General features: G+C 58.8%; 14 protein-coding genes and 2 tRNA genes. 14 read left to right on the forward strand and 2 right to left on the reverse strand.

What is annotated here, in order from left to right:
• The first annotated feature begins 38 nt into the window (after positions 1-38).
• The 7 genes from GBK02_RS11505 to GBK02_RS11535 all read left to right on the forward strand — a co-directional run bounded on the left by GBK02_RS11505 (position 39) and on the right by GBK02_RS11535 (position 8,484).
• On the forward strand, positions 39-1,343 hold the full coding sequence (locus tag GBK02_RS11505; RefSeq protein ID WP_203466808.1) for a dicarboxylate/amino acid:cation symporter: 1,305 nt from the start codon (positions 39-41) through the stop codon (positions 1,341-1,343).
• 90 nt (positions 1,344-1,433) lie between these two features.
• Positions 1,434-2,189: a TSUP family transporter gene (locus tag GBK02_RS11510; RefSeq protein WP_203466809.1), complete on the forward strand. Its 756-nt coding sequence runs from the start codon at positions 1,434-1,436 to the stop codon at positions 2,187-2,189.
• A gap of 37 nt (positions 2,190-2,226) precedes the next feature.
• Complete coding sequence (locus tag GBK02_RS11515) at positions 2,227-4,095, forward strand: ATP-binding protein (protein ID WP_203466810.1); 1,869 nt, start codon at positions 2,227-2,229, stop codon at positions 4,093-4,095.
• Entirely contained in the window at positions 4,092-5,432 is a 1,341-nt protein-coding gene (locus tag GBK02_RS11520) for a sigma-54 dependent transcriptional regulator (RefSeq protein WP_203466811.1), read from the forward strand. Before GBK02_RS11515 ends, GBK02_RS11520 begins: the two co-directional genes overlap by 4 nt.
• 175 nt (positions 5,433-5,607) lie before the next feature.
• Complete coding sequence (gene modB / locus GBK02_RS11525) at positions 5,608-6,294, forward strand: molybdate ABC transporter permease subunit (RefSeq protein ID WP_203466812.1); 687 nt, start codon at positions 5,608-5,610, stop codon at positions 6,292-6,294.
• Positions 6,291-7,370, forward strand: coding sequence for a molybdenum ABC transporter ATP-binding protein (modC, locus tag GBK02_RS11530; protein ID WP_203466813.1), 1,080 nt, complete (start codon positions 6,291-6,293; stop codon positions 7,368-7,370). The genes modB and modC overlap by 4 nt, the downstream gene beginning before the upstream one ends.
• A gap of 142 nt (positions 7,371-7,512) precedes the next feature.
• Positions 7,513-8,484 (forward strand): hypothetical protein, encoded by a 972-nt coding sequence (locus GBK02_RS11535; protein ID WP_203466814.1) that lies wholly within the window; start codon positions 7,513-7,515, stop codon positions 8,482-8,484.
• Positions 8,485-8,486: 2 nt separating this feature from the next.
• Here the strand turns inward: GBK02_RS11535 and GBK02_RS11540 are convergent, their stop codons facing one another.
• A complete protein-coding gene (locus GBK02_RS11540) occupies positions 8,487-8,753 on the reverse strand; it encodes a biotin/lipoyl-containing protein (protein ID WP_203466815.1) in 267 nt (88 codons plus the stop codon).
• Between the two features lie 66 nt (positions 8,754-8,819).
• Between GBK02_RS11540 and GBK02_RS11545 the strand changes: the two genes are divergently transcribed.
• The 3 genes from GBK02_RS11545 to ettA all read left to right on the forward strand — a co-directional run bounded on the left by GBK02_RS11545 (position 8,820) and on the right by ettA (position 10,824).
• Positions 8,820-8,896, forward strand: a tRNA-Arg gene (locus tag GBK02_RS11545).
• A 61-nt stretch (positions 8,897-8,957) separates the two neighbouring features.
• Positions 8,958-9,034 (forward strand) — tRNA-Arg (locus GBK02_RS11550).
• 122 nt (positions 9,035-9,156) lie between these two features.
• Positions 9,157-10,824, forward strand: coding sequence for an energy-dependent translational throttle protein EttA (ettA, locus tag GBK02_RS11555; protein ID WP_203466816.1), 1,668 nt, complete (start codon positions 9,157-9,159; stop codon positions 10,822-10,824).
• A gap of 112 nt (positions 10,825-10,936) precedes the next feature.
• On the opposite strand, the gene GBK02_RS11560 is transcribed toward ettA, so the two are convergent.
• Positions 10,937-11,215: a hypothetical protein gene (locus tag GBK02_RS11560; protein WP_203466817.1), complete on the reverse strand. Its 279-nt coding sequence runs from the start codon at positions 11,213-11,215 to the stop codon at positions 10,937-10,939.
• Positions 11,216-11,326: 111 nt separating this feature from the next.
• Here GBK02_RS11560 and GBK02_RS11565 point away from each other — a divergent pair, with 111 nt between their 5' ends.
• The 4 genes from GBK02_RS11565 to GBK02_RS11580 all read left to right on the forward strand — a co-directional run bounded on the left by GBK02_RS11565 (position 11,327) and on the right by GBK02_RS11580 (position 15,958).
• Complete coding sequence (locus GBK02_RS11565; RefSeq protein WP_203466818.1) at positions 11,327-12,172, forward strand: SAM-dependent methyltransferase; 846 nt, start codon at positions 11,327-11,329, stop codon at positions 12,170-12,172.
• 6 nt (positions 12,173-12,178) lie between these two features.
• Positions 12,179-14,056, forward strand: coding sequence for a U32 family peptidase (locus GBK02_RS11570; RefSeq protein ID WP_203466819.1), 1,878 nt, complete (start codon positions 12,179-12,181; stop codon positions 14,054-14,056).
• Positions 14,053-14,760 (forward strand): zf-TFIIB domain-containing protein, encoded by a 708-nt coding sequence (locus GBK02_RS11575; RefSeq protein ID WP_239002990.1) that lies wholly within the window; start codon positions 14,053-14,055, stop codon positions 14,758-14,760. The genes GBK02_RS11570 and GBK02_RS11575 overlap by 4 nt, the downstream gene beginning before the upstream one ends.
• Before the next feature lie 241 nt (positions 14,761-15,001).
• Positions 15,002-15,958 carry a TerC family protein gene (locus GBK02_RS11580; RefSeq protein WP_203466820.1) on the forward strand — a complete coding sequence of 319 codons (957 nt, stop codon included), beginning with the start codon at positions 15,002-15,004 and terminating at the stop codon, positions 15,956-15,958.
• Positions 15,959-15,994: the final 36 nt, after the last annotated feature.

Raw genomic sequence — 15,994 nt, forward strand, 5'->3', positions numbered from 1 at the left:
GCTGAATTCGTCCAATTTTCAAAACAAGGAAAAACATCATGAAAATGAACCGGCTGACTACCCTGATCGGTATCGCCCTGGTGCTCGGCGTCATCGTCGGCTATGCCTGCAACACGCTGGCATCCAGCCCGGCCCAGGCCAAGGAAATCGCGTCTTACTTCGGCATTCTGACCGACATTTTCCTGCGCCTGATCAAGATGATCATCGCCCCGCTCGTCTTTGCGACGCTGGTTGCCGGCCTGGCCGGCATGGGCGACTCCAAGACCGTCGGCCGGATTGGTGCCAAGGCACTCGGCTGGTTCGTCGGCGCATCATTCTGCTCGCTGCTGCTCGGCCTCGTCTTTGCCAATATCCTGCGTCCGGGTGAAGGGCTGAGCGTGGCATTGCCGGATACAGGCAGCGCCCTGAGCCTGAAAACCAGCGCCCTGAACCTGAAGGATTTCATCACCCACGTTTTCCCGAAGAACATCTTCGAAGCGATGGCTGCCAATGAAATCCTGCAGATTCTCGTTTTTGCTGTCTTTTTTGGTCTGGCACTGGGCCATCTGCATAACCAGACGGCCCGTAGCCTGGTATGCACGATGGAAGAAATCGTCCATGTCATGCTCAAGGTCACCGACTACGTCATGCGTTTTGCCCCGGTCGGCGTTTTCGGTGCCGTTGCCGGCGCAATTACCCTGCAAGGCCTCGGCATGCTGATGGTTTTCGGCAAACTGCTGGTCAGCTTCTACGCTGCCCTGGCCGCACTCTGGATCGTCCTGATCACGGCTGGCTACTTTGTCCTCGGCAAGGATGTTTTCCGCCTGCTCAAACTGGTCCGCGGTCCGATGCTGGTTGGTTTTTCAACCGCCAGCAGCGAATCGGTTTATCCGAAGCTGATGGAGCAACTGGAAAAATTCGGTATCAAGAACCGTGTAACCAGCTTTGTCCTGCCGCTGGGTTACTCCTTCAACCTCGACGGCTCGATGATCTACACCACCTTTGCCGCGCTGTTTGTCGCCCAGGCCTACAACATCCCGCTGACCCTGACCGCCCAGATCACCATGCTGCTGGTGCTGATGGTGTCGAGCAAGGGGATTGCCGGCGTGCCGCGCGCATCGCTGGTCGTCGTTGCCGCCGTTCTGCCGATGTTCGGCCTGCCGGAAGCCGGCCTGCTGCTGGTTCTTGGCATTGACCACTTCCTCGACATGGGGCGCACCGTGACCAACGTGCTGGGCAATGCCATCGCCACGGCCGTCGTCGCCAAGTGGGAAAACGCCATCGTCCCGGTTGATGAAACCTTGGCCGATGCCGACGAAGCCCTGCCGGTTGAAGGGGAAGATCTCGTTCCCGCTGCTGCCTGACATGTACCCTCTCCTCGGTTCGGCTTCCCTCGAGTCGAACCATTTTAATGACCCGGTGCGCTTTGCACCGGGTCCTTTTTTTGGCAAATCATGACAATCGACTGGTTCATTCTCGCTCCTGCAGCTTTCTTCGCCGGCATGGTCGATGCCGTCGTCGGGGGCGGCGGCCTTATCCAGATTCCCGTATTGCTCTCCTCATTTCCTCAAACGGCCATTCCAACGCTTTTCGGGACCAACAAGGTTTCCAGCATTGCCGGCACCAGCGCCTCGCTCTGGCGCTATGCGCGGGCCGTTAGCATTCCCTGGCGGATTGTCCTGCCGGCGACGGCAACCGCCTTGCTCGGCGCCTGGATCGGTGCCGCACTGGTCGCCTGGATTTCACGCGAAGCGATGCGCCCGCTGGTCGTCATCATGATGCTGACCGTTGCGATTTATACCTTCATGCGCAAGGACCTCGGCCAGACCGAAGAGCGCGAGGCCAGCCCGCGCGACGCCTGGCTGGGAGCACTATTTGGACTCGTCATCGGCATCTATGACGGATTTTTTGGCCCCGGCACCGGCAGCTTCCTGATTTTCGGCTTCGTTCGCCTGTTTGGCATGAATTTTGTACGCGCTTCGGCCAGTGCCAAGGTGATCAATGTCGCAACCAACATTTCAGCCATCGGCTTTTTTGCCAGTCACGGCCCTATCCTGTGGGCCGTCGGCCTGACCATGGCCGTCTGCAATCTGGCAGGCGCCCAAGTCGGCACCCAACTGGCGCTGAAACATGGTGCCGGATTCATCCGCAAAGCCTTTCTCGGCGTTGTCTGCATCCTGATCGCCAAGCAACTGATCGACCTGCTGTAAGCCCTGCTACCATACGCGACTCCACCGCTTGCCGACCATGTCCAGCCGCCGCTCACTGCGCCACCTGCCGATTTTCATCCTGCTTCTCGTGCTGATGGGCCTGAGCAGTTTCGCTGCGCACCGCATCGCCCAGCAACTGGGCATTGCCGACCTGCAAGCCACCGGATTGCACCGACTCGACCTCTACACCGCCAGCCTGGAACGCGAGATCGGCAAATATGCTTTTCTCCCCGGCACACTCGGGCTTGAGCGCGATGTCCTGGACCTGCTCAGGAAACCGGTCGACAACAAGCTGGCACCGCAAGTCAATGCCTACCTTGAACAACTGAATGACCGTGCCGGCACGCTGTCGATCTATGTCATCGATGCCAGCGGCCATGTCGTGGCTTCAAGCAACTGGCGCCGGGCCGACAGTTTTATTGGCGAAGATCTCTCCTTCCGCCCCTATTTCCGGGAAGCGATCGACAGCGGCAACGGCCGCTTTTTCGGCATCGGAACAACCCGCGGCGAACCCGGCTATTACCTGGCGTCGACCCTGGCGGACGAAAGCCGGACGTTAGGTGTAGCCGTCATCAAGGTCAGCCTTGAGCAACTCGAAAAATCATGGAGCACCGTCGAGGCACCGGTCATGGTGACCGACGAAAACGGCGTAGTCATTCTGGGCTCGGTCGCCGACTGGAAATTCACCACGCTGCGGCCGCTCGATGAAAACACCCGCAGCGCCTTCGACCAGACCCAGCAATACAACCGGCGCGCCCTGAAACCGCTCGGCCTCAAGGAAATACAGGAACTCGACCACGGCGCACGCCTGGTCCGAATTGCCAAGGAAGGTCCGGAGATGGTCACGGTCTACCCCGTTGCCGGCCGTTTTTTGGCGCAGTCGCGCCCGCTGCCCGGCACGCCATGGACACTGACCGTCCTCTCGCACCTTGAACAGGTCGACGACATTGCCCAAAGCCGTGCGGCACTGGCCGGCGTCGGCGCCGCCTTCCTGTTCATGCTCGGCCTGATGCTCGATGAACGCCGGCGCCACCTGAAGGACCGCCTGGCCGCCAGAGAGGCGCTGCAACAAGCACATGATGAACTGGAACGCAAAGTCGATGAACGCACCGCCGATCTCTCGGCCGCCAATCACTTGCTGCAGGATGAAATTGCCGAACGGATCAGGGCCGAACGGACATTGCGTGCAGCCCAGGATGAACTGGTCCAGGCCGGCAAGCTCGCCGTTATCGGACAACTATCGACCGGTATCGCCCACGAACTGAATCAACCACTGGCTGCACTGCGCACGCTTTCCGGCAACGGCGTACGCTTTCTCGACCGGGGCGACCTGACAACGACGCGCGCCAACCTCGAACGAATCGCCCAACTGGTCGACCGCATGGGCTTGATCACCGGACAACTGCGCGCCTTTGCCCGAAAATCAAGCGGCCAGTTGCAAGCGGTGGCGCTGTGCAGTGCGCTGGACAACGCACTCGCCCTGCTCGAACAGCGCCTGAGCGAACGCGGCATCAATATCGTTCGTCACTGCCCGTTGCCCGAGCCGTTCTCGCTCTGCGACGCCAATCGGCTGGAACAAGTGCTGGTCAACCTGATCGGCAATGCCCTTGATGCCATGGATGGACAAAGCGCACCATGCCTCGAAATCAGCTGTGAAACCATCGGCCAGCAAGCTCGCCTGACCGTTCGCGACCACGGCCCCGGGCTGGCCGAAGAAGCCCTCGCCCATTTGTTCGAACCCTTCTTTACCACCAAGGAGGCCGGCGTGGGCCTGGGCCTCGGCCTGACCATTTCGGCCGGCATCGTGCGCGACTTTGGCGGTACGCTGAGCGGTGCCAACCACCCGGCCGGCGGCGCCATTTTCACCCTGGAAATCCCGTTGACCGCGGAACCCCGAAAACCATGACCGAAACACTCAAAGTACTGATTATCGAGGATGACCCGGACGTTGCCCTTGGCTGCGAACAAGCCCTCCAACTCGAAGGCATCGCAACCGAGTGCGTCGGCAGTGCCGAGCAGGCCAGACGCCGCCTCGGCCATGATTTTCCCGGCATTGTGGTCAGCGATATCCGGCTGCCCAAAATGGACGGCATGACTTTCCTGCGGGAAACGCTGCTCATTGACCCGGAACTTCCCGTTGTCCTGATCACCGGCCACGGTGATATTTCGATGGCGGTACAGGCGATGAAGGATGGCGCCTACGATTTCATCCAGAAACCCTTTGCCCCGGAATATCTGGTCGAAGTTGTCCGCCGCGCCCTGGAAAAACGCCGTCTGGTGCTGGAGGTTCGCAACCTGCGTCGCCAGCTCGACCAACGCAATCAACTCGAAAGCAAGCTGATCGGCCGGGCAGCCGGCATGCAGAAGGTTCGCCAGATGCTGCTCGGCCTCGCCGATAGTGCTGCCGATGTATTGATTCACGGCGAAACCGGGACCGGCAAGGAGCTGATTGCCCGCTGCCTGCACGATGCCAGCCCGCGCCGTGATGGAAATTTCGTGGCGATCAATTGCGGCGGCCTGCCGGAAACCTTGTTCGATAGCGAAATATTCGGCCATGAGGCCGGCGCCTACACCGGGGCGGCCAAACGTCGGATCGGCAAGATCGAATACGCCAGCGGCGGAACGCTCTTTCTCGACGAAATCGAGAGCATGCCGCTGGCCATGCAGATCAAGCTGTTGCGCGTGCTGCAGGAAAGAACGCTGGAGCGCCTGGGATCGAATACGACCATTCCGATCAACTGCCGCGTCATCGCCGCAACCAAGGAAGATCTGCTGGATCTTTCGGCGCGCGGCGGCTTTCGCAACGATCTGTATTACCGCCTCAGCGTCGCTACGCTGAGCCTGCCGCCCTTGCGCGAGCGGCGCGAAGACATTCCGCTGCTGTTCGAGCATTTTCTGCTGCAAGCCTCGGCCCGCCACCAGCGCCCGGTTCCGGAAACTTCGGCCGGCCGGGTACGCCAGCTGGTCGGCTACCACTGGCCGGGCAATGTCCGTGAATTGCGCAACGTGGCCGACCGCTGCGTACTGGGCATCGAAAGCGGATCGCCTCCTTTCGGCCAGCCGCAAAGTGACGGCCCCACCCCACTTTCAGGAACAGTCGAGGCTTTCGAACGCGCCCTGATCGCCGATGCCCTGCGCCGCCACGGCAGCCTGGCCCGGACGGCGGAAGCGCTAGTTGTCGCCAAGACCACCCTGCACGACAAGATCAAGAAATACGGTTTGGGTGAGGACGGTAGCGAATAATCAGGCCAGCGGGCAGCCTGAAAGTCGCTTGCGGCTGTTACGGCCCATCGTTTTTGTGCCAACATCCGTCCGTTGACCGGAAAACCCGCACAAGACAGTCGAATCATCCACGGCTTTCCTGGTTCACAAACAGGCCATCCTTCTTTCAGATATCAATTGCACTGACCGGCTGCCCATGGAAAGCATCGTCCCCTCTGCCGACATCGCCGCGCTCTGGCTGACTCTCAAGCTGGCCACAACGGTCACGCTGTTGCTGCTGCTGATCGGCACACCGATCGCCTGGTGGCTGGCGCGCACCCGCTCCGCCTTGAAAGGCATCGCCAGTGCAGTCGTTGCCCTGCCATTGGTCCTGCCGCCCACGGTTATCGGGTTTTACCTTTTGCTGGCCATGGGGCCGAACGGTCCGGTCGGCCATATGACCCAGGCACTGGGTATCGGCTTGCTGCCCTTCACTTTCCCCGGACTGGTCATCGCCTCGGTGTTCTACTCGTTGCCTTTCGTTGTGCAGCCGATCCGCAATGCTTTCGAAGCGATCGGAGAACGTCCGCTGGAAGTCGCCGCCACCTTGCGTGCCAGCCCTTGGGATGCGTTCTGGTCGGTCGTCGTTCCACTGGCCAAACCCGGTTTCCTGAGCGGGGCGATTCTTGGCTTCGCCCACACGGTGGGTGAGTTCGGCATCGTGCTGATGATTGGCGGCAACATCCCGGATAAAACGCGCGTCGTTTCGGTACAGATCTACGACCATGTCGAAGCTCTTGAATACACTCAGGCACACTGGCTCTCTGCCGGCATGCTGCTGTTCAGCTTCATCGTCTTGCTGGGTTTGTACGCCTACAGCCCGAATCGGCAAAAAATATTATGAGCCATCAAATCCGGGCCAAATTTCGCGTCGACCGTAAGGATTTCCAACTGGATGTCGACCTGACGCTGCCAGGAAGCGGCATTAGCGTACTGTTCGGCCATTCCGGCTCGGGGAAAACCACCTGCCTGCGAGCCATGGCCGGCCTTGAACGTGCTCGCCATGCCTATTTCTCGATAGGCGAACAGGTCTGGCAGGATGAATCCCGTGGCCATTTCGTCCCGACGCATCAGCGCGCGCTGGGTGTCGTTTTTCAGGAAGCCAGCCTGTTTCCGCACCTTTCCGTGCGCGGCAATATGGAATATGGGCAAAAAAGGGCGTCGACCGCAGCAAACCGCTTCGCCTTGCCTGAAATTGCCGAATTGCTCGGCATCACCCCGCTCCTCGAACGTTCGCCGGAACAACTCTCGGGCGGTGAACGTCAGCGTGTCGCCATTGCCCGCGCCCTGCTCGCTGCACCCACGCTGCTATTGATGGACGAGCCTCTCGCCGCGCTCGATCTCAAGCGAAAACTTGAAATCCTGCCTTATCTCGAACGACTGCACGCCGAACTGGCCATCCCGATCATTTATGTCAGCCATGCCCCCGACGAAGTTGCCCGCCTGGCTGATCATCTGGTCTTGCTCGATGCTGGTCGCGTCATTGCCGATGGACCGCTGAACGACGTACTGTCGCGCATTGATCTGCCCGGTGTATTTGCCGACGACGCCGGTGTCGTGATTCAGGCAACGATTGCCGCACATGAGGCTCATGACCTGACACGGCTGACCTTCCCGGGCGGTGCCATTTTCGTATCCCGCCACGGCAAAGCGCCCGGCACGCCAATACGCTGCCGCATTCATGCCCGCGACGTCAGTCTGGCCCTGGTCCCCCAGGAGCAGAGCAGCATTCTGAATAGCGTCAGCGCCACTGTCGTTGAACTGGCCCCGACCACCACACCGGGTCATGTGCTAATCAAGCTGGACGTTGCAGGCACGCCGCTGCTTGCCCGGATCACGCAGCGCTCGGCTGAAAACCTGTCGATTCGCCCCGGTCTGGCGGTATACGCACAAATCAAGTCGGTTGCACTGCTCGCCTGAAAGTACTTTGTCGAATGCTGCAGCGCGACAACGCCCGAAATGTCGTGCAGAATCCACCCCCTCGATACACCCCAGCTTCCCCGGACGCAGATTCGCCAGTGCGTTTTAGCGACATGAAGCGTCCAAGCAAAGCCACAAAGCCATGACCTCGGTTGATCAACTCAGTACAGACTGCCCCACGAACAATCCAGCAGAGGGAGCTCGCCGCCTGATCGACGGAGAAGAACGGGTTCTCTATGACGGCTACTGGATCAAGACCTACCCGGTCCCGGCAGATACGCTGGAAGCAAAAAAACGACTGATCGAGGGCCTGACGCGACGCTTGTTCAACCACACCGAACACGGCCTCAACATTCCCGGCACCCGACTGGCCGAAGCCAAGGCGGCCCACGAATCCGAAACCGACCCGGCGCGCAAGCGGGTCAAGGCAGCCATGCTTGCCGGAGCCTACTTCAACCGGGCAACCGACATTTTCCGGCGCCTGGTCGAACTGCAGGCCGACGGAATCGAAATCAGCAGCGACGATGCGCTGATGCGTGAATGCGGACAGTGTCTGCTCGATGCCATGGCACTCGGCCGTTTCGTCCTTCATCGCAGCGGTGAAGAAGGGATTGACGAATTGTGGGGTGAGCCTTTCCGGGCTTTTTCGATTCCACTCGAAGATTTTTACGAAAGCCGCTACATCAAAATCGGGCAAACCATGCGCGATATCGACAAAATCGCCAATGCCATGATTAACAACTTTTCGGTCATCGAGCCGTTTTCAGCCATCAAAAACCCGGTTCGCGACTTTGCCAATGCCGCCAAGATCAAGGCAGAAAACCTGCGTACCGACCATGATATTTTTGAGGTCTGGTCACAACTGGTCACGGCCGCCGAACGCCTGGGCAATTTCACGCCACTGCCGCAAGCCATTGAAAAACGTCAGCCCGACCTGTTTGGCCATCGCATCTCCGATGGCCTGCTACTCATTCGCCAGGGGCGTGACCTGATTTTCTATCTCGCCCGAGCCCGCACTCCGATGCCCAAAAGCACCCGTGACTATATCGAGCGTTGCGAGGTTTACCTCAACTCGGGTCGCCTACCCTTCATTCCTGCGCCCTTGCCTGCCTGACCTTACTCTGCTTCAAGCGTCAGCAGCAGCGCCCCTTCATCCACCGTATCGCCAGCGATAACGTGGATAGCTACCACCTTGCCAGCGTGCAGCACGGGAATATCAAGCGCCACCTTGCCGGTCTCCAGTGTCAGGATATTGTCGCCAAACGATATTTCGTCCCCGATCTCGACAAGAATTTCAAGAATGAACACGGGGCCGCTGGCACATGAACCGCAACTTTGCCAGCACTCGGGATACTTCGGCATTCGAACAGAAAATTGGCGCATTCGATATTTTAGTGGATAGGCCTTGCATTCCGCGATTTTGTACGTATAATGCGCCCCTCTGACAGCGCGCCCGTAGCTCAGTTGGATAGAGTATCTGGCTACGAACCAGAGGGTCGGGCGTTCGAATCGCTCCGGGCGCGCCAACAGAAAAGCAGTAAGCCGGTTTCAAAAATCGGTGAGTAAATGAAGTTGAGTTTTTACAGCGCGCCCGTAGCTCAGTTGGATAGAGTATCTGGCTACGAACCAGAGGGTCGGGCGTTCGAATCGCTCCGGGCGCGCCAGTAAAACCAGACATTCAGGCCAATCTCCGGATTGGCCTTTTTGTTTTGGTCGAAACACTATTCATTTGCCGCGAAGCCTCGTAGACTTTGCGGCTATTCATTTCCAGCGACAGGCAAGGTCCATGGCTCAATACGTAATGTCGATGCTGCGCGTCAGCAAGATCGTCCCGCCCAAGCGGCAGATCATCAAGGATATTTCCCTCTCCTTCTTCCCGGGCGCCAAGATCGGCCTGCTCGGTTTGAACGGTTCCGGCAAGTCGACCGTGCTGAAGATCATGGCCAACGTCGACAAGGAATACGACGGCGAAGTCCAGCACCTGGCCGGCGTCTCGATCGGCTATCTGCCGCAGGAGCCGCAACTCGACCCAGCCAAGACCGTCAAGGAAGAAGTTGAATCGGCACTCGGCGAAGTCATTCAGGCGCAAGCCAAGCTGGAAGCCGTTTATGCCGCCTACGCTGAAGAAGACGCCGATTTCGACAAACTGGCCGAAGAACAGGCCCGCCTTGAAGCAATTATCTCGACTGCCGGCGCCGATACCGAAGCCCAAATGGAACTGGCCGCCGATGCGCTGCGCCTGCCAGCCTGGGAAGCCGTGATCGGCAACCTGTCCGGCGGTGAAAAGCGCCGCGTCGCGCTGTGCAAGCTGCTGCTCGCCAAGCCCGACATGCTGCTGCTCGACGAACCGACCAATCACTTGGATGCCGAATCCGTCGAATGGCTGGAACAGTTCCTCGTCCGTTTCCCGGGCACCGTCGTCGCCGTCACCCACGACCGTTACTTCCTCGACAACGCTGCCGAGTGGATTCTCGAACTCGACCGCGGCCACGGCATCCCGTACAAGGGCAATTACTCCAGCTGGCTGGAGCAGAAGGAAGCCCGTCTGGAGACCGAAAACAAGCAGATCGACGCCCACATGAAGGCGATGAAGCAGGAACTGGAATGGGTGCGCTCGAATCCGAAGGCACGCCAGGCCAAGTCCAAGTCGCGTCTCGCCCGTTTCGAGGAAATGTCGAGCCAGGAATACCAGAAGCGCAACGAAACCCAGGAAATCTTCATTCCGGTCGGCGAGCGCCTGGGCGGCAAGGTCATCGAGTTCAACGGCGTCACCAAGACCTTTGGCGACAAGCTGCTGATGGACAACGTCAGCTTCACCATCCCGGCCGGCGCCATCGTCGGCATCATCGGTCCGAACGGCGCCGGTAAATCGACGCTGTTCAAGATGATCACCGGCCAGCAGCAGCCGGACTCCGGCACGGTCGACATCGGCCCGACGGTCAAAATCGCCTACGTCGACCAGTCGCGCGACTGCCTCGACGGCACCAAGACCGTGTTCGAAGAACTGGCCCAGGGCAGCGACATCCTGCAGATCGGCAAGTTCGAAATGCCGTCGCGCGCCTACATCGGCCGCTTCAACTTCAAGGGCGCCGACCAGGGCAAGCAGGTCGGCAATCTGTCCGGCGGCGAACGTGGTCGCCTGCATCTCGCCAAAACGTTGATGACCGGCGGCAACGTCCTGCTGCTCGACGAACCGTCGAACGACCTCGACGTCGAAACCCTGCGCGCCCTGGAAGATGCGCTGCTCGAATTCCCCGGCTGCGCGATGGTCATCTCGCACGATCGCTGGTTCCTCGATCGTATCTGTACGCACATCCTGGCCGCCGAAGGCGATTCGCAGTGGAACTTCTTCGAAGGCAACTTCCAGGAATACGAAGAGGACAAGAAGAAACGCCTCGGCGAAGAAGGTGCCAAGCCGAAGCGTATCCGCTACAAGCCGATCACCCGCAAATAACGCCATTGCCACGATGCTCGCCAAAGCGGGCATCGCGTGCAAAAACAAAACGGGCACCATTTCGGTGCCCGTCTTTCTTTTTGTGCCCCGCAGTACCGGGGCTCAAAACCTTTTAGTGTTTCAGATTAGCCGAAAAAACAGCTTTGGACTTTTCCGAGAACTGGAATTCGTTGAACGCACGGCTGATTTCAGCATCGTTGCGACCTTCGGAGTGATCCTCGAAACTGATGCCGATGATCTTGCCGTTGGCAGCCAGTGTCTGGAAGGCGAAACGCCAGCGTTGAGCTTCTGCCAGCCGCTCGCGCAGTTCGGCTTCGTTGGAAATCGTAATGCCGGCTTTCTTCAGGGAATCCAGGAATTGTTCGAAGGATTCGTTGCTCAAACTGCCCATTTGTCTCTCCGTATGAAGTGCGGTGTTGGATCACCATGAGCCTAATAACGACACAGTTTCGATTCGGTTGACACGAAAGTGACAGACATTTGAATGCGATAATCACGCCCCATGAAAAAGCAAAACACCCCTGCCGAAATTCCTGAAATTCGTCCCGGCCAGTCGATTGAACTGCTCAAGGAACTGCACATCCTGACGCGTGACGGCAAGCTCAACCAGGACACCCGCCGCAAATTGAAGCAGGTCTATCACCTTTACCAGTTCATCGAGCCACTGCTGGCCGATGCCCGAAGCCTGGCCGACCATGGCGCCGGCAAATCCTACCTCGGGTTCATTCTTTACGATCTGTTCTTCAAGGATCGTCAGGCGGAAGAAAAACGCGGCCACATTTATGGCATCGAAACGCGCAAGGAACTGGTCGACAAATCGCGCGAACTGGCTGCCCGGCTCGGCTTCGAGGGAATGAGCTTTCTCGACATCACGGTCGAAGAATCGACCCATTCGAACCAGCTACCCGAGCAGATCGATGTCGTCACCGCACTGCACGCCTGCAATACGGCGACCGACGACGCCATCCGCTTCGCACTGACCAAGCAGGCCCGGCATATCGTGCTGGTGCCTTGCTGCCAGGCCGAGGTCGCTGCAACCATGCGCGCCCGGAAAAACGAATCTCTCGCTGCGACATCGCTGTCCGAATTGTGGCGCCACCCGATCCACACCCGCGAACTGGGCAGCCACCTGACCAATGTGTTGCGTTGCCTGCTGCTTGAATCGCACGGCTATCAGGTCACCGTCACCGAACTGGTCGGCTGGGAGCATTCAATGAAAAACGAATTGATCATCGCTTCGAAATCGACAGCCAATGGCGGTCGACCGCGAAAGAATGCGCACGAACGGGCCGAGGCCATCCTGCGTGAATTCAACATAGAAGAACTTGCCCCGCGTTTTGCGTACTAAGCCCAGATGACCAGAATCCATCACCCGCTCGAACTCCTCGCCCCGGCCAAGAATGCCGATTTCGGCATCGAAGCCATCAAGCACGGCGCCGATGCCGTATATATCGGTGGCCCCTCCTTCGGGGCTCGCTACGGGGCCGGCAACAGCGTCGAAGACATCGCCCGCCTGGCCGCCTTTGCCCACCGCTATCACGCCAAGGTTTTCGTCGCACTCAACACCATCCTGCGCGACGACGAACTGGAAGACAGCCGGCAACTTGCCTGGCAACTTTACGATGCCGGCGCCGATGCGCTGATCATCCAGGACATGGGCCTGCTTGAAATCGACATGCCGCCGATCCAGTTGCATGCCAGCACGCAGACCGACAATCGCAACCCAGACAAGGTCAAATTCCTTGAAGATGCAGGCTTCTCGCAGGTCGTTCTGGCCCGCGAGTTAAGCTTAAACGAAATTATCAAGATATCGTCGCAAAGCTCTGTTGCGTTGGAGTATTTTGTCCACGGTGCACTCTGTGTCGCGTACAGCGGCCAGTGCTTCATCAGCCATGCCCACACCGGTCGCAGCGCCAATCGCGGCGAGTGTTCGCAAGCCTGCCGCCTGCCCTACACACTGATCGACGACAAGGGCAAGACGATCACCGAGAACCAGCACCTGCTGTCGATGAAGGACAACAACCAGAGCGAAAACATCCTCGCTCTGGCCAAGGCCGGCGTCAGTTCGTTCAAGATCGAGGGCCGCCTGAAGGACCTCAGCTACGTCAAGAACATCACCGCGCATTACCGCACGCTGCTCGATGAAGTCATCGCCAGCAACCCTGAATTTAGCCGCGCCTCTTCCGGCCGCAGCACCTACACCTTCGAGCCGCAGCCGGACAAAACCTACAACCGGGGCTATACCGATTACTTTGCCAATGACCGCCAGGACGATATCGGCGCGTTCGACTCGCCGAGTTTTGTTGGCGAACCGATTGGCGAGGTCGCCGAAATCGGCGATGGCTATTTCACGGTCAACAGCGCAATCGACTTCAACAATGGCGACGGCGTCTGTTTTTATGACGGCCACGGCGAAGTCGTCGGCATGCGCATCAACCGGGCTGACGGCAAGACGCTTTTCCCGGTCGAAATCCCGGCCGAGCTGACCGAAGGGGCAACGCTGTTCCGCAACCGCGACCAGGAGTTCGAACGCTCGCTGGAGAAGGAATCGGCCGAACGCCGTATTTCGATCCAGCCGGTGTTCAGCGAAACCGCCGACGGCTTTGCGCTGACCCTGACCGACGAAGACCAGATCAGCGTCACGGTCGACCTGCCCGACAGCAAGGAAATGGCCAAGAACGCCGAGCGGGCACTGAGCGGCCTGAGCGAACAACTCGGCAAGTTCGGCAACACGATGTTCGCCGCGCAGCCCGTCGAACTGAAGCTGTCACAAGCCTTTTTCCTGCCGACCAGTGCCATCAATGCGCTGCGCCGCGAAGCGACCGAAAAGCTCGAAACAGCACGCCTGGCCGCCCACGCCCGGCCGCCACGCGCCACGCCAGCCGCGCAGCCAACGCCCTACCCGCAGGAAGAACTGACTTATCTCGGCAACGTCTTCAACGCCAAGGCCCGCCAGTTCTACGAAAAGCACGGCGTCAAACTGATCGCCGAGGCTTATGAAGCGAATCAGGAAAAAGGCATGGTTTCGTTGATGATCACCCGCCATTGCCTGCGCTACAGCTTCAACCTCTGCCCCAAGGAAGTGAAGCACCTGAAGTCGGACCCGATGACCCTGGTCAACGGCAATGAAAAACTGATTCTCAAGTTCGACTGCAAGGCCTGCGAAATGCACGTCATCGGCAAAATGAAAAAAGGCGTCAAACTCAACCTCGGCAGCATTCGTCCAGCGTGAGTTCGACAAGCTGCCCTTCCTGCCGGCAACCGATGGTGCAGCAAGGTTTCGCACGTCAGTTACATGGCGAAATCGAACTCGACCTGTGCTTCTCCTGCCAGGGTATCTGGTTCGACGATTTCGAGAGCGCACAACTGACACCGGGCGCGATCATCGAGCTTTTCCGGCTGATCCATCAGCACCGCGATGATCAACGCCTGCCGCTGCGCGACAGCCTCAACTGCCCGCGCTGCGATGACCGTTTGATACACAGTCTGGACATCGTCCGCAGCGGACGTTTCAACTATCACCGCTGCCTGCAAAAGCACGGACGTTTTACAAGTTTTGCCCAGTTCATGATCGAAAAGGGCTTTGTCAGGCAGTTGACCGTGACAGAGATCGATCAACTCAAGGCAAGAATCGGCAGCGTCCGGTGCACCGGTTGCGGCGCACCCGTCGATATCAGGCACGACTATGCCTGCACGCATTGCCGCTCACCGATCGCCATTCTCGACCCGGAGGCTGTCGAGCAGGCGCTGGCCACTTACCAGCAGGCCGAGATCAAGCGCACGACACGCGACCCCGCCTTGCTGGCCGATGCCATTCTGGGCACCGAAAGAGAACGCTCGCGCCGGCAACGTGAAAACGCTAGCACTCTGGATCAACTGGAAATCGGCGACCTGATCATTTCCGGTGTAGAACTCGCCTGGAAAATTTTCCACTGAGCCAGCGCCCCCGTTTGACAGCCAGATCCAGTTTGATTACAGTCGATTCACCCAAGGGGGAGTAGCTCCTAACCGACTTGTCGTCATCACGAAGGCCCAAACCTTCCGGCAACCGGGCAGCAAATCAGCGCTGTGAGCAAGACCTTTGCCGCAATGGCGAGGCACCTTTTGGCATTCCACGGCCCCTCGCCCAACCCGGCTCGGGCCGTTTGCTTTTCTGGAATGCACGAAAGGAAGGATCATGGAAACCGTAGGCAATCTTGGCTTGTGGGCCGGATTTTCAGCCATCGTCGCAATCATGCTGGCCATTGACCTGCTGGTGGTCGGCGGCGGCAAGGAACACCGCGTCAGTTTCAAGGAGGCAAGCGTCTGGTCGCTGATCTGGATCAGTCTCAGCCTGGCCTTTGCCGGCGGACTCTGGTGGCATCTCGACGGCAGCGTCGGACGCGAAATCGCCAATACCAAGGCACTCGAATTCATCACCGGTTACCTGATCGAAAAAGCCCTGGCCGGCGATAACGTTTTCATCTGGATGATGCTCTTCAGCTTCTTTGCCATTCCGGCTGAACTGCAAAAACGGGTGCTGCTTTATGGCGTGCTCGGCGCCATCGTCATGCGCAGTGTGATGATCTTTGCAGGGGCCTGGCTGATTACCCAGTTCCACTGGATTCTGTATGTTTTCGGCGCTTTTTTGCTGGTCACCGGCGTCAAGATGTACTGGTTTGCCGACGAAAAACCTGATTTGGAAAACAATCGCCTGATTCGCTGGATACGCCGGCACATGAACATCACGACCGAATTTCACGGTCAACACTTCTTTGTGGTCAAAAACGGCCTGCGCTACGCCACGCCGCTTTTTCTGGCCCTCGTCCTGGTGGAAATATCGGACCTGATTTTCGCGGTCGACTCGATTCCGGCCATTTTCGCCATCACCACCGATCCGTTCATCGTGCTGACCTCGAACATCTTCGCCATTCTCGGCCTGCGGGCAATGTACTTTTTACTGGCCGGCGTGGCCGACCGCTTCTCGCTGCTCAAATACGGCCTGGCCATCGTGCTGATGTTCATCGGCATCAAGATGCTGCTGATCGATCTCTACAAGATTCCGGTCGGTTTCTCCCTGGCCGTCATCGCCGTGATTATTGGCGCATCGGTCTGGGCCTCGCTGCGCAAGGAGGCACGCGAAAATCAGGCGTAAAAAAAGCGAGCCGCCATGGCTCGCTTCTTTGGCTGC

Origin of the sequence: Dechloromonas sp. TW-R-39-2, from assembly GCF_016864195.1 — a bacterium.
Lineage (GTDB): Bacteria > Pseudomonadota > Gammaproteobacteria > Burkholderiales > Rhodocyclaceae > Azonexus.